The 20,221-nt window shown below is 45.4% G+C and carries 19 protein-coding genes; 7 read left to right on the forward strand and 12 right to left on the reverse strand.

From position 1 onward, the window contains the following. Positions 1-17 precede the first annotated feature (17 nt). Positions 18-1,253, forward strand: coding sequence for a M48 family metalloprotease (locus tag BRO54_RS02575; protein ID WP_239691185.1), 1,236 nt, complete (start codon positions 18-20; stop codon positions 1,251-1,253). A gap of 491 nt (positions 1,254-1,744) precedes the next feature. Here the strand turns inward: BRO54_RS02575 and BRO54_RS02580 are convergent, their stop codons facing one another. From BRO54_RS02580 to BRO54_RS02590, 3 genes are read right to left on the reverse strand one after another with little or no spacing between them, the layout of a single operon-like run. Continuing rightward, the gene (locus BRO54_RS02580; RefSeq protein WP_074043038.1) at positions 1,745-2,455 is read right to left on the reverse strand and encodes a B3/B4 domain-containing protein; all 711 of its coding nucleotides are present in this window, start codon (positions 2,453-2,455) and stop codon (positions 1,745-1,747) included. 19 nt (positions 2,456-2,474) lie between these two features. Continuing rightward, on the reverse strand, positions 2,475-3,116 hold the full coding sequence (locus BRO54_RS02585; protein WP_042381669.1) for a LysE family translocator: 642 nt from the start codon (positions 3,114-3,116) through the stop codon (positions 2,475-2,477). A gap of 29 nt (positions 3,117-3,145) precedes the next feature. After that, positions 3,146-3,754, reverse strand: a complete 609-nt coding sequence (locus BRO54_RS02590; protein WP_042381670.1) for an FMN-binding negative transcriptional regulator — start codon at positions 3,752-3,754, stop codon at positions 3,146-3,148. A gap of 119 nt (positions 3,755-3,873) precedes the next feature. Here BRO54_RS02590 and pdxR point away from each other — a divergent pair, with 119 nt between their 5' ends. The 4 genes from pdxR to BRO54_RS02610 all read left to right on the forward strand — a co-directional run bounded on the left by pdxR (position 3,874) and on the right by BRO54_RS02610 (position 8,116). Further along, positions 3,874-5,253: a MocR-like pyridoxine biosynthesis transcription factor PdxR gene (pdxR, locus tag BRO54_RS02595; RefSeq protein ID WP_042381671.1), complete on the forward strand. Its 1,380-nt coding sequence runs from the start codon at positions 3,874-3,876 to the stop codon at positions 5,251-5,253. A gap of 487 nt (positions 5,254-5,740) precedes the next feature. Further along, positions 5,741-6,466: an ABC transporter ATP-binding protein gene (locus tag BRO54_RS02600; RefSeq protein WP_042381672.1), complete on the forward strand. Its 726-nt coding sequence runs from the start codon at positions 5,741-5,743 to the stop codon at positions 6,464-6,466. A gap of 4 nt (positions 6,467-6,470) precedes the next feature. Further along, positions 6,471-7,250 (forward strand): ABC transporter permease, encoded by a 780-nt coding sequence (locus tag BRO54_RS02605; protein WP_239691186.1) that lies wholly within the window; start codon positions 6,471-6,473, stop codon positions 7,248-7,250. A 362-nt stretch (positions 7,251-7,612) separates the two neighbouring features. Beyond that, complete coding sequence (locus BRO54_RS02610) at positions 7,613-8,116, forward strand: DUF1572 domain-containing protein (RefSeq protein ID WP_042381677.1); 504 nt, start codon at positions 7,613-7,615, stop codon at positions 8,114-8,116. 127 nt (positions 8,117-8,243) lie between these two features. Here the strand turns inward: BRO54_RS02610 and BRO54_RS02615 are convergent, their stop codons facing one another. Both BRO54_RS02615 and BRO54_RS19260 read right to left on the reverse strand, forming a co-directional pair. After that, the gene (locus BRO54_RS02615; RefSeq protein ID WP_014195066.1) at positions 8,244-8,564 is read right to left on the reverse strand and encodes a hypothetical protein; all 321 of its coding nucleotides are present in this window, start codon (positions 8,562-8,564) and stop codon (positions 8,244-8,246) included. Positions 8,565-8,678: 114 nt separating this feature from the next. Beyond that, complete coding sequence (locus BRO54_RS19260) at positions 8,679-8,924, reverse strand: phospholipase D-like domain-containing protein (RefSeq protein ID WP_137088699.1); 246 nt, start codon at positions 8,922-8,924, stop codon at positions 8,679-8,681. A 98-nt stretch (positions 8,925-9,022) separates the two neighbouring features. On the opposite strand from BRO54_RS19260, the gene adhP reads away from it, so the two are divergent. Together adhP and adh are read left to right on the forward strand one after the other, a co-directional pair. Further along, positions 9,023-10,033 (forward strand): alcohol dehydrogenase AdhP, encoded by a 1,011-nt coding sequence (adhP, locus tag BRO54_RS02625; protein ID WP_011230234.1) that lies wholly within the window; start codon positions 9,023-9,025, stop codon positions 10,031-10,033. 326 nt (positions 10,034-10,359) lie between these two features. Beyond that, positions 10,360-11,877 carry an aldehyde dehydrogenase gene (adh, locus tag BRO54_RS02630; protein WP_014195063.1) on the forward strand — a complete coding sequence of 506 codons (1,518 nt, stop codon included), beginning with the start codon at positions 10,360-10,362 and terminating at the stop codon, positions 11,875-11,877. Positions 11,878-11,912: 35 nt separating this feature from the next. Here adh and BRO54_RS02635 read toward each other — a convergent pair whose 3' ends face one another. The 7 genes from BRO54_RS02635 to BRO54_RS02665 all read right to left on the reverse strand — a co-directional run bounded on the left by BRO54_RS02635 (position 11,913) and on the right by BRO54_RS02665 (position 20,105). Then, complete coding sequence (locus tag BRO54_RS02635) at positions 11,913-13,367, reverse strand: sigma-54-dependent transcriptional regulator (RefSeq protein WP_074043039.1); 1,455 nt, start codon at positions 13,365-13,367, stop codon at positions 11,913-11,915. A gap of 12 nt (positions 13,368-13,379) precedes the next feature. Beyond that, entirely contained in the window at positions 13,380-15,020 is a 1,641-nt protein-coding gene (locus BRO54_RS02640; RefSeq protein WP_011230231.1) for a GAF domain-containing sensor histidine kinase, read from the reverse strand. 5 nt (positions 15,021-15,025) lie between these two features. Beyond that, positions 15,026-16,174: an iron-containing alcohol dehydrogenase gene (locus BRO54_RS02645; protein WP_011230230.1), complete on the reverse strand. Its 1,149-nt coding sequence runs from the start codon at positions 16,172-16,174 to the stop codon at positions 15,026-15,028. Between the two features lie 189 nt (positions 16,175-16,363). Further along, entirely contained in the window at positions 16,364-17,437 is a 1,074-nt protein-coding gene (locus BRO54_RS02650) for an ABC transporter substrate-binding protein (protein ID WP_074043040.1), read from the reverse strand. After that, positions 17,438-18,241 carry an ABC transporter permease gene (locus BRO54_RS02655; RefSeq protein ID WP_014195060.1) on the reverse strand — a complete coding sequence of 268 codons (804 nt, stop codon included), beginning with the start codon at positions 18,239-18,241 and terminating at the stop codon, positions 17,438-17,440. Further along, positions 18,238-19,047, reverse strand: a complete 810-nt coding sequence (locus tag BRO54_RS02660; RefSeq protein WP_074043041.1) for an ABC transporter permease — start codon at positions 19,045-19,047, stop codon at positions 18,238-18,240. Before BRO54_RS02660 ends, BRO54_RS02655 begins: the two co-directional genes overlap by 4 nt. Next, a complete protein-coding gene (locus BRO54_RS02665) occupies positions 19,044-20,105 on the reverse strand; it encodes an ABC transporter ATP-binding protein (protein WP_074043042.1) in 1,062 nt (353 codons plus the stop codon). Before BRO54_RS02665 ends, BRO54_RS02660 begins: the two co-directional genes overlap by 4 nt. Between the last annotated feature and the right edge of the window lie 116 nt (positions 20,106-20,221).

The raw sequence follows: 20,221 nt of genomic DNA on the forward strand, positions 1-20,221 counted from the left end.
TGGGGGAGGAAGCAAGCGTGTCTGATTGGGGGATGATCGTTTCGTTTCTTCTCGGTTTTTCCTTTCAATGGGTAGCCAAAAAGTTAGAAAAATGGAACGCAGCCTTATACGCCCGCCTATTCGCTGCATTGATTGGAGCTGTTTGGGCATGGTGCGGTTTTGTTCAAGGCGGATTGCTGCAGTCTGTTGCGATGCTCGGCGCGTTTTGGCTCAGTTACGAAGTCATCCCGCTGCCGAAACAAAACCGCGTGCCAACATATGACATCATTACCGAACTGCAATCGAAAGGAGCAAAAGAAATTCTTGTTCCACGCGAAAAAAAGCGAGCGTTGCTTGACATCGGCTTCTCCTCCTTATTCATCGGCATCGCCATTCCTTACTTTTGGATCGGCTCTCCATCTCCCGTTGTAGAGCTGTTTCTCCTATACGGCTTTTTATCGATGGCGACACGGCTTTTCAAACGGATGGCGCTTTTTCGTTCGCTCCGCCTGTTTTATGACCAAAACGACCATGCGCTCTATCTCATCTCTTCCGTTGAGGCGAAACGATATCCATTGGATCAGTGCGTTGACATCCAAGTGTATACAGCCCCGGATATTTTGCAGCTATTCCATCTGTTTCACTTGTTCTCCCCTCATGCCGACTATACGGTCAACATGGGAAAAACGTGGAAGCTGTCGTTTGACGGGGAACGAGTGTATCTCAATCCTGGATCGCTGGCATCAATGAACATCTTTCCAAAACCGTTGTCTTCGCAGAAAGAGATTCGCATCCAGCCGTTTTATCATCCAAGCAATTGGAAGCGGATGCTTGGAAAAGCGTATTTTTCTGCTGTTGTCAAAGGGGTCGGAGCTTACGCCGCCCTTCTTGCCTTGCTGGCGTATTGGAAAGTCGATTCCATCACCATTATCGCCGCCATTCTCTTTTTTTGGGCAATCAACCTATTCATTTCTGATCGAGTTTTGAAAATCGCTCTCGATATGAAACCGGTCACGAATCCACCTATCCAGCACATCATTCGGACCATTTGCGCACGGGCCGGCCTCCCCCGTCTTGCAGTTTATACAACAGAGTCAAGCGACTACAACGGCTTTGCGGCAGGCCCTTACATCGGTCGATCGCTGATCGCCTTGACATCGGAAACGTTGAAACTTCCGCGCGATGCGTTGGCAGGGGTCATCGCCCACGAAGCCGTCCATGTCAAAAAGCGGGACGTTTTAACATTCTTCAGTCGAGAAGTCTCCCACTTCTAAATCTTGCGAAGCTTGATGAAAGTGGGAGATGAATCGACTTCGGACAAGGACAGGCTTTTGCCTGTTCAATTGTCCGACCCTGTGGTAAAATAAACCTATGCCGTTCTTTCATAACTGGATATAGGAGGTTGCATGGAGAAAATAAAATGCGAAAACCAAGCGGATCCTTCCATGCGTAAAATATCCAAGGTACAAAAGAACTCCGAATTGTCGGACATCTAGGGTTGGAACGACCCGAAGTCACGCTCAGGGAGACGAAAGGCGGCTTTCGTCGTGGAACTGAGAAGCTCCCACTTCAAGCTTTAGCTAAGTGGTGAGTAGTTCACACAGGTAACCATCATCAGACGCCAACCACCCTTCCGATCAGAACACCGGCAACAATGATCACCAACGCCGCCCCGACAATCGGTTCGACAAGGCGCATCGCCTCTCCTTCCCCGCTGGGGCGGCCGATCACTGCAGCACCCAAAGCAAGACTGAAGAAGTGATTCTTAATCTGTTATCGATATTTCCGAATGGCGGGCATCCAATATGTGCATCTTCACCGTGCCACCAAGATAGTGTCGTACCGAATAAGCCAGTTCCTCTAATGCTTGATGAAGCGCCTCATGCCTCGTATCATCAATCGATTCGATGCAAAGAAAGGCATGCTTCGTCTGTTCGGTGAGCATTGTTCGTTGGGCTTCCCGCCAATTCCAGCAGCGGCATATGGCGCCCACGTCATCTTTATACACGATTTCTCCTTCATATGGCGGGTCGTTTTCCTCTCCTCCCAACGGGATGAACGGTTCATGACCATCCGCCAGCGCCAGCCGGATGTCGCCGACAAACTTGTCGATATCCTCTCCTCCGCATGGAAGCCCGTAACGCAATGAAACAGAATTATAAATATCCACAAGCGGATTGATCGTTCGGATGTGCTGACCGTTTTTCACTCTTTTCAACAGCGCTTCAACCGAACAACGCGCCCCTTTTTTCGTTCTGAATCGTCGAAACGCCTCTCGCCAAACACCGATGACGGGGTTGCGGCTCAACTCTTCAAACTCTAGGAATTTCCGCGCCTCTTTCTCCGCCTCCTGCAGCATTTGTTCGTAAACGCTGGCATTCTTGATGCTGTTGTCAATCCCTTGGGCAACGACCACACCGATTTTGGCATGGGGAAATATGGCCCAAACATCGTCTTCAACAACAAAACGTGTCATCATTCACTCCTCCATTCTCTTACGGTTTCGAAGGGCTCGCCAATGCGGAGAATAGTCCTAACAAGATATAACAACAGCCCGCCACCCGGTTCATCACCTTCATGCTTCCTTTCTTGGCAGCCAGCCGTTTGCGGATGCCCGCGGCCAACATGGCGTACAAGCTGTCATTTAGCAAGGCGAGAACAACAAATATCGCCCCTAAAAGCAAAAATTGACCAGCCACCAATCCAGCAGAAGGCGAAATAAATTGCGGAAAAAAGGCAAGAAAAAAGAGCGCTGTTTTTGGATTGGTCACTTCGACAAATAGAGATTCGTAAAACACTTGCGCCAATGTTTTCTCCTTGGCCTTCGTGTTCGGGATTTCCTCATCCTTGGTGGAAGCAAAAAATAACGTTTTGCCTCCCAAATAGATAAGATAAACGGCTCCTAAATATTTGATCATCGTAAAGGCAGCCGCCGATGTCATCAAAATCGCGGAAACGCCCACGGCTCCAAGGACAACATGGACAGCGCCACCCAATGCCACGCCAAACACCGCTACAACTCCTGCTTTCGTTCCTTGACCGATGCTTCTAGCCACAATGTACAATACCGCCGGTCCGGGGACGATGAGCAGTGCCGCGGCTGCCACTATAAACACACCGATCGTCGAAAGCCCCATCCTCACATCTCACTCCTTCATTTTCTATTTCACTGCTGTTGCTTTTTCATCAGGGAAGCGATTCGCTTTTCGTTTTCAAATGGCATTTGCTCGAGTTGCTTGATGATCCGTTCTTGTCGGTATGCAGGATGATTTTGGCTTAACTTGGCTTTTCCCTCGATTCGCTTGATGATGATTTTGAAGGCTTGAATTCCTTTGTTCATGCCGGACAGCATCCCGGCATCGACCTCTGACAGCTGGTAACGGCTGCCCGGCGCTTCGTATTTTTCTACCATATCGTGCAGCGACTGCATGATTTCTTCTTCATCGTCGATCAACTCCACGTTCCCGTACACATGGACAGCCACATAATTCCATGTTGGCACCGCCTGGTTCGTTTCATACCAGGAAGGAGAAATATAACAATGCGGACCGTGGAAAATCGCCAAGACCGTCTGACGTTGAATGTCGTTCCATTGCGGATTAGAACGGGCAAAATGGCCGTACAAACACGTTTTCTCCCGATCGAGCAACAGCGGCAAATGGGTAGCAAACAGCTCCCCTTGATGCATCGACACCAAGGTGGCAAAACTGTTCTCCTCGATCACCTCATAGACGACAGACATATCGTTGATGGCAAAATGCTTCGGAATATACATCAGTCCTCTCCCCCATCTTTTCAATTACAGCATTCCATTCTTCACAATGTATAATATAATCAAAACTGACATAAAAAAAGTGACAATAACAAAAAAATAAACATGTCAGGAGGATGAACATGAAGACGATCATTTTTGACTTGAAGGACGGCTCGCCTAAATACAAGCAAATCTACGAAAAATTGAAATCATTGATTGAACAAGGCGACATTCAAGCCAATGAGCCGCTACCTTCCATTCGCCAACTCGCCGAATCATTGAATGTCAGCCGGAACACAACTTTAATGGCTTACGAACAGCTGGTAGCGGAAGGATATATTCGCGCGGAAAAACGAAAAGGGTATTTTGCCAATGAAGTGGAACCTCTTTTCATTCCAAAAGCCCGCATTTCTGCACGCCAATCGGCAAGGGAAGCAGCAACGTCCGTTGTTGTCGATTTTCGCGCCGATACCGTCGATGCCGATCATTTTCCCGTTAAAGCATGGAGAAGAATTTCCAATCAAGTATTGACGGCCAAAGGATGTTTCCGCTATGGGGATCCGTTTGGGGAATTATGCTTGCGCAAGCAAATCGCCATCTACCTTCTCGAATCCCGCGGGGTGATCACAGAGCCAAACGCCATCATCATCGGAAGCAGCACGCAGCAAATACTTCTCTCCCTTGGCCATATTCTAAAAGATGAGTTCAACAGCGTGATCGTCGAAGACCCTGGTTATGACGGCGCCAGAGAAGCGTTTTTGTTTCACCGCTTTCAGCTGGAAACGGTGCCTGTTTCCGAAACCGGCATCGATCTTTCACCGCTCGAGAACAGGCGATCGCGGCTCATCTATGTCACCCCTTCACATCAAAGCCCCATGGGAGTAAGCATGCCGATCCAGCAACGGCACAGGCTCATTCAATGGGTGAACAACGTCGATGGCTATATTATCGAGGACGATTACGACAGCGAATTCCGTTACACGCAAAAACCGTTTCCTGCTCTTGCCTCCATTGATTCTGCAAAAGTCATTTATCTGGGCAATTTCTCAAAATCGTTTCTGCCTGGGATTCGCTTAAGCTACATGGTGTTGCCGCCGTCGCTTTTGTACCGTTATCAGCAGCAGTTTCGCCTTTTCGAAAGCACTGCGTCCATCCTCAGCCAATTGGCGATGGCCAAATTTATGGAGGAGGGGGAATGGGGCCGCCATATTAAACGCATGCGCCTCGTGTACAAACGAAAAATGGAGCATTTAACATCATTACTGCGAAAAGCATTTGGGGATATGATCTCCATTATTGGCGAACAGTCCGGTTTATACGTGTTAATCAAAGTTCATTCCGATTGTTCAGAAGAACAGCTACTTCAACGCGCCCTATCGTGTGGGGTAAAAGTGTATCCCACTTCGCGCTATTTTGTGAACCAACGGCCAGACCAACCCATGATCAAGATCGGTTTTAGTGGCTTGTCGCTCGAGGATATTGAGCTTGGAGTAAAACTGCTCAAAAAAGCATGGTGTTGACGACGACTTCACGGAAAACGACCCTCTTTTTACACAAGCTCACGGAATCCCTGTCTTGGCATGTATTTTTTATCGGTTTCTAATGTCACGATAATTTTAAATATCTACATTTTTTGTATAATATACTTAAGTTTTAATAAAGAAAGAGAATATGTAAAACATGCTCCGTCTCAAGTCCCTTCGAGTTGGTAATAATCCTTTGGGTGTTTAGTGCAAAATAAAAATACACAGATCTGCAGAGAATTTGGCTTAGGCCAACTTGACATGGAGTGGGGGGCGTGATAGCCTTTTTAGGCATAGCCAGCCCTTGATATTGCTGGCTTCTTGGCTTTTTCATCACGCCCCCATAGGCTCCATATCAAGTTGTAATTCTCTGCACTTTTCCTTGCAAAACTCTGCACTTTTTCTTTGCAAAAAACACCTTTGGGGTGGTCCTCAAGATTTTTCAAGACCACCCTAGCTTATTAAATGGAAAGGGTAGAAAAAAATGATTGCCGTGCAAGACGTAAACAAAATCTATCCGCCAAACCGCCAAGTATTACATAATGTTTCCCTCGAACTGGTTGAAGGGGATCGACTTATTCTTTTAGGGCCGAATGGAGCCGGAAAGACTACTTTAATAAGGTGCATCATCGGGCTTACTGCACCAGACAGCGGTAGCATCTATGTAAATGGAGTGGATGTTGTCCGCCATCCAGATGAAGCGCGCGAGTCGATTGCGGTCGTATTTGAAGAAGCTGACAACTCCTATTCCTATTTAACTGTTTTGGAAAATCTCTTATACTTCGGCTTGCTGAACAAATGGAGTCGTGCTGAAGCAAAACGAAGAGCCGAACGAATGATGGCCGTGTTGAATCTAACCCCATACGCTGAGCGTCTTACCCAAACCCTTTCACGTGGGATGAAACAAAAACTGGCATTTGCGATCGCCTTAATGAAAGGAGCGCCGTTTTTGTTCCTTGATGAGCCAACTCTTGGCCTTGATGTTGAGTCGCAGCATCATATCCGAACAATGTTAACGGAAGAAAACCAATGGTGGAAAGCCGTTCTCATCACCACCCACGACATTCCTTTTGCCCACGCCGTTGGAAATAGGTTTGTCTTTATCCAAGACGGAAAAATCGTTTGGAGCGGCACAAAAGAACATTTTTCAACTCCAGACGACCTTGAAACTCATTTTTTGGCCGCTATTCGTTCCAATCTATCCGCCTAAGGAGGTGAGTCGGTTGTCCCCGCAAATTTTGAATGTAGTATTGGCGTCCTTTTTGAAAAAAAGAGCAGAGTATCGTCGGTATTGGTTCGATTTTACCGTTGGGCTTATCATTAAATTTGTCTTTTTTCTCGGCACGCTGTACGCAAGCCCGATACAGACCGGAAAAGAAGCGACGGTCAAACTGTTCGGTTTCAGCCTTTGGTACTTAAGCGCTCATTTGATCTCGAAGCTCGGCAACACGGTGATCGAAGAAGCGTATCTCGGCACCGCCGAGCAAGTGCTTTCCACCAAGACTGCTCCATGGAAAATTTTGATCGGCGTGGTGATCGCTGAAGTCGCGTTATCGTCCATGTGGGTGGCGCTCTTTTTCGTTTGTGCGGCTTTGATGATTGGATTTTCCGAAATTCTCTCGGGAATATTATCCATGATAACGGAGATCGTCGTATTTGGCGGCGTAAGCCTAATCGGGATGACGGGAATCGGTGTGTTCATTTTAGGACTGTCCCTTCGCTTAAAGCAAGTTGGGGCCGTTACCGAGGTGCTGCTTTATTATTTATTGATCTTCTCAGGATTTTTTCTATCTTCGAATTTATTGCCGACAGCTTTTCATATTCTCAACTACTTTTCTCCCCTTTCTTGGGCCGTGCAAGGAGTGAATGAAGGATGGCCCGTATTCTTTCCTGCTCTCGGCATCTCGCTATTATGGCTGGCCATGGGCTCATTGGTCTTGAAGCAACAATGGCATTGGGCGAGAAAAAACGGAAAAATCGGAAGCTACGTATAAAAGAGCGGACGTTATCCCTCACATTTCGCACCCTTTCGGCGAAAATCGAGAGGATGTTTTCGCGACCATGCCGAATGAATCCTCCGCACTCAGGGAAAGCAAAGGAGTTTTCATAACACGGACGTCTTGCGCGAAGGGGACTCTCTTTATTTACAACGCCGCCTGCGAACATCAATTTATCAACACGGGCAAAGAAGAGTGCCGCTATTATCTGATTATTCACTCGCCCGCTTCGAAAACATGACTCGGAGTCATGTCCGCCCAAAGCGTTGCCTTTTTTGATTTTTGCCATCACATGGCAAGAAATCACGACATCGATGGCGAATATAAAGAGATGACCTTTCTTTGACGGGGGGATGTGAATGAACATCGGCCAAGAATATTTGCGAGTGGTGCGCGCACGCTTTCTTGACATGAAAAAGACCGCCGAACGGGCTATGGACCAATGTTCGGAGGAACAGCTGTTCCATTGCTTTCATGAGGAGGCAAACAGCATCGCCATCATTGTCAAACATATGAGCGGAAATATGGTGTCGCGCTGGACAGACTTTTTGTCGTCGGATGGGGAAAAACCGGACCGAAACCGCGATGATGAGTTTATCAACGACTTCCATACGCGCAAAGAAGTCATGGCTTGCTGGGAAAAGGGGTGGTCTGCTTTCTTTCAGACGCTGAACGAACTGCAAGAAACGGATTTGTTGCGGACGGTCACGATCCGCGGCGAACCCCATTCCGTCATCGAAGCCATTGAGCGGCAAATGTACCATTATTCGTATCATATCGGGCAAATCGTCTATATCGCGAAACAGCTGAACGCAAACAACTGGAAAACACTGACCATACCAAGAAATCGAAAAACAACATAGGCAACTCCTTATTCGAATCATCATGCAAACGTCATCCACCTATTGGAACCGTCAACCGATAAAGGTGGATGGCTTCTTTTTGTTGCTTGTTGTTCCTTCCCAATCATATCGCTTATCGGGATCACAGTCAGCGCCTTGAAAGTTTCACAATACCGACCAACAAACAAACCATCCCTGCTCCCCACGCCAGCCCCGCCTTGCCAAGAAGGAGGGAGATTTCTTCGGATGCCTGCACATGGGTAAGGTCAAACTTGATTGCTCTCAATGCAAAGTAGGCAGCAATAGAGAACAGCAGAAAATGAGCAAACATCCAATGCCATGCGGAACGATGCAGCCGGTCCTTCCGCCAAAGAAAAACAACCGTTATGATGGCGACCAACATCACTCCGGAAAAACCACCGATGAGCAAATCCATCACATCTTCTTCCATGGGCAAGTGTTTATGCATGTTTCCGACCCCTTTCATCAAGGTGAGGTAATATTTTATACTTCTCTTTCCATTCCCCCTCTTCCTTTTTCCAAATATTCAAACATTCATCACAATCATCTTCGAGCAGAGAGTTCATGCGTTATTCGGCAATAAGAAAAGGTGTCCTATCTCTTTTGGGACACTCATTTGATAAGTTCGAATTTTCGAACAAAATTGCCGAACATTTGGAGAAAATGGACGAAATCTTGGCACGCTTCCCCTATCAAATTTCTTTAGGAGCTGTTGAAGCATGTTTATTTCTTCCAACCGTTTATTCGCAAATTCTGAGGAAGTCGACTTTTCAAATTGAGAACTTGCTTGTTTTAAATGTTCTTTCACTTTATCACCACCCCCTCTTCTTCACCATTATTACTTGGCACGATTTTTGCGTTTCATAGTAGGCGAAACCAAAAAACTTTATAAGGAGATGGTGAGAAATGAAAGCCGCCGTTGTTCACAAATTCAAGCAAAAACTTCAAATTGAAGAAGTGGAGAAACCAAAACTAGGATATGGCGAAGTGCTTGTGAAAATTGAAGCTTGTGGCGTCTGCCATACCGATTTGCATGCGGCTCATGGGGATTGGCCGGTAAAACCGAAACTTCCACTTATTCCTGGTCATGAAGGGGTAGGAATTGTTGTTGAGATCGGTGAGGGAGTGAAATCAATCCAAATTGGCGACCGTGTTGGCATTCCATGGTTATACTCAGCATGCGGTGAATGTGAATATTGTTTAAGCGGTCAAGAAACACTTTGTCCACATCAATTAAACGGTGGATACTCTGTCGATGGCAGTTATGCAGAATATTGCAAAGCCCCGGCCAATTATGTCGCACGAATTCCTAAAAACCTCGATCCCGTACAAGTTGCTCCTATTCTTTGTGCTGGGGTCACAACGTATAAAGCATTAAAAGTTTCAAATGCCAAGCCTGGCGAATGGGTCGCTATTTATGGAATCGGGGGATTGGGCCATATTGCTCTTCAATATGCCAAGGCAATGGGATTAAATGTTGTTGCTGTTGATATCAGTGATGAAAAGGCAGAACTTGCGGCAAAGTTGGGTGCTGATATTACGATCAATGGATTGCAAGAAGACCCTGTAGCAGCCATTCGTGAAAAAGTAGGCGGAGTACAAGCGGCTATTAGCGTTGCTGTAACGAAAAAAGCGTTCGAACAAGCTTATCAATCCGTGCGACGCGGCGGCTGCCTTGTCATAGTTGGACTGCCTCACGATGAACTGCCGATTCCTATTTTTGACACTGTATTAAATGGCGTTACGATAAAAGGTTCGATCGTCGGTACACGAAAAGATATGCAAGAAGCTCTAGATTTCGCCGCACGCGGAAAAGTTCGCCCTATTGTGGAAGCGGTACCATTAGAAAAAATTAACGAAGTATTTGAACGGATGGAAAAAGGTCAAATCAATGGCCGCGTTGTTTTAACAATGTAACACAAAGCAGCAGAAGAACAACCCTAAATTTCCTAGAGGAACGATGGAAAATAGCGATTTTTTCGGCATTGTCTGTTTTTGGTTTAGGAGTGGATTGATATCATAAGGTTTCCCATTTTGAGAAATCGACCTGTTCCACCACAACGCCTATCATCTGCTTTCTAGAAAACATTACGGTGCCTATTATATCAAGCTCTTAGGGGACGATTCCCCCTCCCCTAAGAGCAGCTACTTTATAAGACGCAATGGCCATAAGAGTATATCTGAATGGAAAATAGCTTAATTTAAACATCTTTCTGAAACTTTATGACACAAGGAGGATGCAAATGATTTACAGCAAACCAGGCGAAAAAGATGCAAAAGTTCAGTTCAAAACAAGATACGATAACTATATTAACGGAGAATGGATACCGCCTATTTCGGGTCGATATTTCCAAAATATTACACCCATAACAGGAGAAGTATTTTGTGAAGTAGCACGCTCGCAGGCTGAGGATATTGAATTGGCGTTAGATGCAGCACACGCGGCAAAAGAAGCTTGGGGAAAAACATCACCGGCTGACAGAGCGTTGATTTTAAATAAAATCGCTGATCGAATGGAAGAAAACTTAGAAATGTTAGCGGTTGCCGAAACATGGGATAACGGCAAACCAATCCGTGAAACATTAAACGCTGACCTTCCTTTAGCCATCGATCATTTTCGTTATTTCGCTGGAGCCATACGCGCTCAAGAAGGAACAATCAGCCAAATTGACGACGATACGATCGCGTACCATTTTTATGAACCACTCGGCGTTGTCGGGCAAATTATCCCATGGAATTTTCCATTATTGATGGCAGCATGGAAAATTGCTCCTGCGCTTGCTGCCGGAAACTGCATTGTGCTAAAACCAGCTGAACAAACTCCAACATCGATTATGGTGCTTATGGAGTTGATTGGTGATCTGTTGCCGCCTGGAGTGCTCAATGTTGTCAACGGGTTCGGATTAGAAGCTGGCAAACCATTAGCTTCTAGTCCACGTATCGCCAAAATCGCATTTACCGGTGAAACAACGACAGGGCGGCTGATTATGCAGTACGCTTCACAAAATATTATTCCTGTTACACTGGAATTGGGCGGCAAATCCCCAAACATCTTCTTTCCCGATGTAATGGAAAAAGACGATGACTTTTTAGATAAAGCGATTGAAGGATTTGTCATGTTCGCTTTAAACCAGGGCGAGGTTTGTACGTGCCCTTCTCGTGCTCTCATCCATGAGTCCATTTATGACGAATTTATGGAGCGCGCTCTTGAACGCGTGAAAAAGATTCGAACAGGAAATCCACTTGATACAAGCACAATGATGGGAGCACAAGCTTCAGCAGAACAAATGGAAAAAATTCTTGCATACATTGATATTGGAAAACAAGAGGGCGCCGAATGCCTAATTGGCGGCGAAAAAAACATAATCCCTGGATTCGAAAACGGGTATTATATCAAGCCAACCGTATTTAAAGGACATAATAAAATGCGTATTTTCCAAGAAGAAATTTTCGGTCCAGTAGTCTCAGTGACAACATTTAAAGATGAACAGGAAGCTTTGGAGATCGCTAATGATACGTTGTACGGCCTTGGTGCCGGGGTATGGACGAGAAACATCAACTTGGCTTACCGTTTCGGAAGAGGCATTCAGGCAGGAAGAGTTTGGACAAATTGCTACCATGCTTATCCGGCCCATGCTGCTTTTGGAGGATACAAACAATCTGGGATCGGCCGTGAAACCCATCATATGATGTTAGCGCACTATCAACAAACGAAAAATTTACTCGTTAGCTACAATCCAAAACCATTAGGATTTTTCTGATCAATCAAGCAACAAAAAGCTGATCCGAAAGTCGTTTACGCTTTTGGATCAGCTCCTTTTTCTTTTAATAAATATCTCAATGTTCGTACGCTGATATTTAATCGATCTGCTGCTTCTTTACGATTTCCTAACGTTTCTTTTAACATTTTCATTACAAAAGATCGGCCGATTTTAGTTTCTAGTTCTTTCACTGAAGATATTACTTGTTCAAGATCTAATCGATCACTGTTTTTCCATAGTGCTAGCACACCATTCATCCATTTTTGCAAATAAGCTTCTAAGTCTTCTACTTCATCTTTTGTACTTCGCTTGTTATTCGATACTTGCCCTAAATGCAACGGAACCTTAAGCTTCTCCGGCAAATAATCAACGGTGATCACCTCTGTTTCTCCTTCCGCTAGAGTTACCGCCCTTTTAACAACATTATACAATTCTCTCACATTCCCCGGCCAATGATACTGTTTCATACGGGAAATACAGTCCTCTGAAAACGATAGAGGTGTATTTAGTTTTTTTAAAAAATAATCAATCAAAATTGGAAGATCTTCGAGCCGCTCTCGAAGCGGAGGAATGGTAAGTTTCACAACATCTAATCTATATAATAAATCCTCTCTAAACGTCTTCTCCTCGACCGCTTTTGCCAGATTGACATGCGAAGCAGCAATAATGCGTGTATTCGTTTTGCGGATCGTTTCACCCCCGACGCGAATATACTCCCCTGTTTCTAGCACTCTTAACAGTTTTACTTGCGTCGCGAGAGACGCTTCTCCAATTTCATCTAAAAATAACGTGCCACGGTTAGCAATTTCAAAAATCCCCTTTTTCTCCTTTACCGCTCCTGTGAACGCTCCTTTTTCATGTCCAAACAATTCGCTTTCTAACAGTGTTTCCGAAACAGCGCCACAATTCACCCCAATAAAAGGCTGGTCATAGCGCATGCTCGCGTTGTGGATAAAATGAGCGAGCACTTCTTTTCCAGTCCCCGTCTCTCCTTCAATCAACACGTTCACATTTTTTTTCGCAATTTTATAAGCCAATTTAAGCAAATCATTCATCTCTTTATTTGTTCCAACAATGAAACCGAGCGTCTCAGCCAGCTTATACATATCATCTTGGGATGAAAGAGGACCATCACTTAATAATTCATCGATTAATCGCTCTAACTGTTCAATATCGTCAAACGGCTTTTCAATATAGTCGTTTGCTCCATGTTTAATCGCTTCAACCGCTGTCTTTACTGTGCTATAGCCTGTCATTACAACAGCTTTACAAGAAGGACATGAGCGTTTTAACTGTTTTAATAAATTTAAACCATTTGCATCTGGAAGTTTCACATCGATGAAAGCAAGATCAAACTTGTATTGTTGAATCAACTGAAAAAAATCTTCCCCACTAAATCCAAGCTTAACCTTGTTCCCTCTTCCTTCTAATAAATGTTGGAAAAACGTCCCAACTTCCCTTTCATCATCAATAACTAAAATATTCCCCACTCATCTCCCCCCTTATTTCTTTTTTGGAAGTTTTAATATAAACTCACTTCCTTTACCAAGTTCGCTGACCACCTCAATCGTTCCACCGTGCGCCTCAGCAATCCCTAAACTGACAGACAGCCCAAGTCCGGTTCCCTTCCCTGGCCTCTTCGTTGTAAAAAATGGATTAAAAATCTCCTGTAAATATTGTTCTTCTATTCCTTTTCCGTTGTCACGAACCGATAGAACAACCCAATGCTCTCCAGCTTCAACGATCGACTTTGTTTCTATAACAATGATTTTCTCTGGAATATCTATCTCTTCAAGCGCATCTTTAGCATTTATTAATAAATTTAAAACTATTTGGCTTATCTGTTGTACGTTTCCCTCAATCAATTCAATGGAAACGTCTAATCTTTTTTGAATAATAATATTTTGTTTACAAATTTGATCACCAATTAACCCTAATACTTGTTCAACGGCATCATTTATAGAACAGTCCTCGAATCTATATTCATCTTGCCTTGAAAATGTTAATAAATTTTGAATAATAGTTTTACAACGCTTCCCGCATGAATAAATATCAAATAGCAGTTTATATATACGATCATCTTTTGAAAAAGACCTCAACAACAGTTGGGCATTGCCAAGAATGGCGGTGAGAGGGTTATTCAATTCGTGCGCAATTCCAGCAGCCATTTCCCCAATTGCAGCTAACTTTCCTGATTGAACAAGTTGGGCTTCAATCTGCAATTTTTCAGTAATGTCATTGAGATACATAATAACAGCGTACATATTTTGTTTTTCATTTAAGACGGGATAAGAACGCAATTCACATACCCGCTGTTGGATGTGAATACGCCGATGAACAGGTTTTTTTGTTTCTAAAATTTCCACGATCGGGCTTTCCTTCGGATTGATTGATAACAATTTACATATATCCTTTTTATACAAGTCACCTTGAAAAAATTCGTTAGCTGCATCGTTATATCGCAAAACATTCCCTTCTAGGTCGATGAGGAATATCATTTCTGAAACAGCACGGAACGTTTCTTCCCATTCTTTTTTACTGGTAAGTACTTCATTATAAAGACGGGCATTTTCAATGCAAACTGCCAGTTGGTCGCAAAATTGCTGAAAAAAGGACAGATCATCTTCATCATACACCACTTTTTCCTTGCTTCCTATACTCAGTACCCCGATCACCTTCCCTTTGCTAATAAGGGGGATCAATAACACGCTGCGAATTCCCAAGGCGTTATATACAGCTACTTCGACATACAAATCTTCGTCTTCTTCTATTTGATAAAAAATTTTTTCGAGCGATTGTATGACTTGCCAATAGAGCGATCGCTCTTTTGGCAAAACAAAACCAATAGGAAAATACAAAGAGTGAGCGGGATATACATTTGTTAACACTAATTTATGATTTTCACATAACGATAAGCTGATTCGTTCCACTGGAAAAATTGTTTTCAATTTATCTATACTATTTTTTAACATTTCATCCATTGACATATCAATATTAAAACTTTTGGTAATATCATTAATAATCTCCAACTGCATATTTTTCTTTTTTAACTCTATCACCATCTTTTTTAATTCTGTGTAATAACTTTTTTTCGAAGATTGAACTCCTGTTAAAAGGCTAATGAGCTGTTGCCGGTCATTCATTTTGTTTACCACGCCTTTCTGAATATTCCTTCAATTTCTTCTACAGTGATATCACGAGGGTTGGTGATCATACATGCGTCATGAAAGGCAACCAAACTCATTTTCCGTATTTCTTCTTGTTTCACTCCTATATCAGATAATCGCTGTGGCACCCCAATATCCTCTGCCAATTGTTTTACATATTCAATTGTTTTTCTTCCCGCTTCCATATAAGACATGCCACGAGTATCCATTCCGAGAAAACAAGCAATATCAGCAAATTTTTTCGGATTCGCCAACAGATTGAACTCCATCACATGCGGAAGCAATATAGAGTTTATATCCCCATGAAGAAGAGGATACCTTCCCCCGACAGCATGGGACATTGCATGAACAGCGCCTAAAATCGCGTTAGAAAAAGCCAATCCTGCCTGCAAACTCGCCATTGCCATATTGGTTTTTGCCTCTTGGTTGATTTTAGAGGCGACAGAAGGGCGCAAATATTTTCCTACTAAAGAAATAGCGTTTTGAGCTTGAACGTCTGTAAGCGGTGTAGCTGCTAGACTTACATACGCCTCAATGCCATGCGTTAAAACATCTAATCCTGTTGAGGCAGTTAAATGAGCGCTTTTTGTCGACAATGTTTCTGGATCAATAATTGCAATATCAGGAATAAGAGATCGGGAAATGATCGTCATCTTTTTTTTCTCTTTTGTATTAACAATAACAGAAAATTGGGATACTTCTGATCCTGACCCTGCTGTTGTTGGAACCATCACTTGAGGAGGAAGGGGCAATTGAATTTTATCCACTCCCTCATATTCATGAATTTGTCCCCCGTTTGTAGCAAGAATGGCGACAGCCTTTGCGGCATCAATAGAACTGCCTCCACCGATTCCAATGATAGCATCGCATTCATTCTCAAGATATGCTTCACAGCCTTTTTTTACTTCTTCGTCCTTTGGATTTATTGTTACATCACAAAATGTCGTGTATTTTAATCCTACTTGCCTGCAACTCTTAATGACAACATCGAGCCAACCAGCTTCCGTAACACCTGGATCGCTGACAATCAACACATTTGTCGCACCAAGCCTTAGACAACTTTCCCCTACTTGATGAATGGAACCGTTACCAAAAATCACTTCGGGCATCACGAACTTATGAATGTTCATCCTCGTGCCCCCTTATTGGCCATCTGCATTTTATTGCTCAACAACCTTATGTTTTAAGCACTCATTCGACATCCCGGATGAGAAATCCTCCTGATTTTCTGCAGGAGAAGGAGAAATGAGAAAGCGAGCGCCAACCCTCGTGAATGAAGGCGTACGCTCGCTTCGCCGATAGAACGCTGCTTCGTTTGTTTATTTTTGCTGCATCTTAAACTCCAAAAACAGCTCGTTGTAGTAGGCGAGCATTCGCTTTCCTAAGTTTTCGTACACTTCGAGATGCCCTGCTGAATCCAAATCGGGGTAAAAGCGCCGATCGCCCGCGATGTCTTTTGGCAAATAGGCAAGCGCCTTTTTATTCGGCGTCGAATAGCCGACATACTCGGCGTTTTGCGCCGCGTGTTTCGGGTCGAGCATAAAATTGATAAACGCGTGCGCTCCTTCGATGTTTTTCGCTGTTTTCGGAATGACCATGTTGTCAAACCATAGGTTGGATCCTTCTTTCGGCACGACATAGTCGAGCTTGTCGTTTTCGGAAATAATTTCCGCCGCATCACCCGACCAAACGACGCCAATGGCCGCCTCTTCATTAGCGAGAAGCAGCTTGATTTCATCGCCGACAATCGCCTTCACATTCGGCATGAGTCGATCGAGTTTCCGCTTTGCTTCTTGCAAATGGGCTTTGTTCGTATCGTTAAGCGAATAGCCGAGGCTGTTTAACGCCATCCCCATCACTTCCCGCGCCCCATCGACAAGCAAAATTTGATTGCGCAAGTCCGGATCCCATAAGTCGTTCCAGCTTGTGATTGTCTTGCCGCCAAGCATCTCGCGGTTGTAGACGATGCCGACCGTTCCCCAAAAATACGGCACTGAATACCGGTTGTGCGGGTCAAACGGCAAGTTGAGGAACCGCGGTTCGATATATTGTAAATTCGGCAGCTTGTCGTGATCGAGCGGCAACAGCAGGTTTTCCTCGATCATTTTGCTGATGGCGTAGTCCGATGGAACGGCGACATCAAACGTCGCCCCGCCTTGGGCGATTTTCGCCATCATCGCCTCGTTGGAATCGAACGTTTGGTAAATCACTTTCCACCCTGTCTCTTTTTCAAACTCTCGAATGAGCGCAGGGTCGATGTAATCGCCCCAGTTGTAAACGGTCACCGTTTTGCCTCCGCCGTACCCTTCCGCTTCGTTCAACCGGTGGGTGATGAACATGAGGACGAACGCCGCGATGAACACGGCCGCAAACCCTTGGACAAGCCGTTTCACCTACTTTCGCCCCCCTATCCCGTACATTCGGCCGCCTTTTTGGCTGAGCACATAATAACCGATGACAAGCAGCATCGTAAATAAAAATAGCAGCGTCGACAGCGCATTGATCGATAAGGAAATGCCCTGGCGCGCCCGCGAATAAATTTCCACCGATAGAGTCGAGAAACCATTTCCCGTGACAAAAAACGTCACGGCAAAGTCATCGAGCGAATACGTAAGCGCCATGAAAAAGCCCGCCCATATGCTTGGCGCCAAAAACGGCAGCACGACGCTTGACAGCACTTGCCAAGGCCCTGCTCCTAAATCTCTAGCCGCATCAATCAGCGTCGGGCTCATTTCCTCGAGTTTCGGCAGCACCATCAACACGACAATCGGCACGCTAAAAGCAATATGAGACAACAGCACGGACGTAAACCCAAGCTTGATGCCGGCCACCGTAAACAGCAGCAAAAACGAAGCGCCGATGATGACATCCGGGCTGACGATCAGCACGTTGTTGAGGGCAAGAAGGGCGTTTTTCGTCCGCTGCCGCTTGACATAGTAAATGGCCAATGCCCCAATGACGCCTAAAATCGTCGCGATCGCCGCGGACAATAAGGCGATGACAAGCGTATTCAGCACGATCATCAACAATCGATCGTCCGACAATACATCGCGGTACCATTCCAAGGTGAACGATTGAAAATCGTGCATCGCTCCGCCGCTGTTGAACGAATAATACATCAAATACACAATCGGCGTATACATCACGGCAAACACAATCAAAAGATACACGCGCCCCCACCAATGCGTCCGTTTCATCGGCTTCCCTCTTTCCTTCCGGTTCCTGTCAGGACGACAATGACGGCCATCGCCGCCATTAAAACAACCGCGATCGTCGCCCCCATCCCCCAATCTTGCGTGACAAGGAAGTGCTGCTCAATAGCGGTGCCAAGCGTAATGACGCGGTTGCCTGCGACAAGGCGCGTAATCATAAACAATGACAGCGCCGGGATGAACACCGCTTGGCAGCCGGCCTTCACCCCGCCAAGCGTGAGCGGGAAGACGACGCGGCGGAACGTCGTCCAAGCCGAAGCGCCCAAATCGCGGGCGGCATCAATGAGTGACGGCGGCAATTCTTCAAGAGCATTAAAAATCGGCAGCACCATAAACGGAATAAAAATGTACACCGATACAAACACAAAGCTGAAATCGGTAAACAACAGCTGCCGCGGCCCGACGCCGAGCGTCTGCAACAGAGCGTTGGCCAACCCGTACGTGCCGAACAGCCCTAAAAACGCATACACCTTCAGCAGCAAATTCACCCACATCGGCAAAATAAGCAACAACAGCCATAACTGCTTGTGCCTCGTCTTTGTCAGCCAATAGGCGGTTGGATAGCCAATCAACAGCGACACAAGGGTAATCAAAAACGCGTACCAAAACGAATACGCCATCATTTTCAAATAAATGGGCGTCAACACTTTTTCATAATTCGCCACCGTCCAATGTCCGTCTATATCCAAAAACGATTCATATAATAAAAAGACGATCGGAGCGATGACAAACAACACCAACCAAATGCCATAAGGGACTAAATACCAGTTCCGCCACGCCCGTTCCGTCATGCGCCCTCATCCTCCCTTTCGACTCGCATGACGTGAATCGCTTCCGGTTCAAAACGAAGGCCGACCGTTTCCCCGACTTCCGCCTTTTTCGTCGAATGGACAAGCCATTCGTTGCCGTTTTCATCGTAGCCGCAAATTTCGTAATGGACGCCTCGGAATAAGAGCGAATCAACACGAATGACAATCTGGCCGTCTCCCGGCGCCACGAGTTCCAAATCTTCCGGGCGGATGACGACGTCGACCGGTTCGTTAGGCGCAAAACCGCGGTCGACACACTCAAACCGCTTGCCCGTGAACTCGACCAGAAAATCTTCGATCATGCGCCCCGATAAAATGTTCGATTCACCGATAAAATCGGCGACAAACCGGTTGATTGGTTCATCGTAAATCTCTTTTGGTGTCCCAAATTGCTGAATTTTACCTTTATTCAGAACAAAAATGTAATCGGACATCGCCAGCGCTTCTTCTTGATCATGCGTGACAAAAATAAACGTAATGCCCAATCGGCGTTGGAGCTCACGCAATTCGTACTGCATTTCCGTGCGCAGCTTCAAATCCAAGGCCGATAGCGGCTCATCCAAGAGCAAAACTTCTGGCTCATTCACAATCGCCCGCGCAATCGCGACGCGCTGGCGCTGACCGCCGGACATCTCTTGAATGCGGCGGCGCTCATAGCCTTCCAAGTTGACAAACCGGAGCGCTTCGCTCACTTTTTGGCGGATGTCCGCTTCTTTCATTTTTTTAATGCGCAAGCCAAAGGCGACATTTTCAAATACGTCCAAATGCGGGAACAAGGCGTAATCTTGAAAAACGGTATTGACTTGCCGCTTGTTCGGCGGGACGTGATGAATCGGCTTTCCATGGAAATAAATCGTTCCTTGCGTCGGTTCGATAAACCCCGCAATCAGCCGCAAAATCGTCGTCTTCCCGCACCCTGACGGGCCAAGCAGCGTATAAAACTTCCCGCGCTCCATCGCAAAACTCACATCATCCAATACCACCATGCCGTCGTATTCCTTTGTCACTCGCTCGAAGCGGATGATCTCTTCCCCGTTCACTTCCAGCCCCCCGTCTTCTTCATCTCCATCATTCCTAATTAGAACATAGAGACAATGAAAGTGCAATGACAAAACGATCGTTGAACGGTCTTCCCACCCATGCCAATGCTTAAGAA

Origin of the sequence: Geobacillus proteiniphilus (genome assembly GCF_001908025.1) — a bacterium.
GTDB classification, from domain to species: Bacteria; Bacillota; Bacilli; order Bacillales; family Anoxybacillaceae; genus Geobacillus; species Geobacillus proteiniphilus.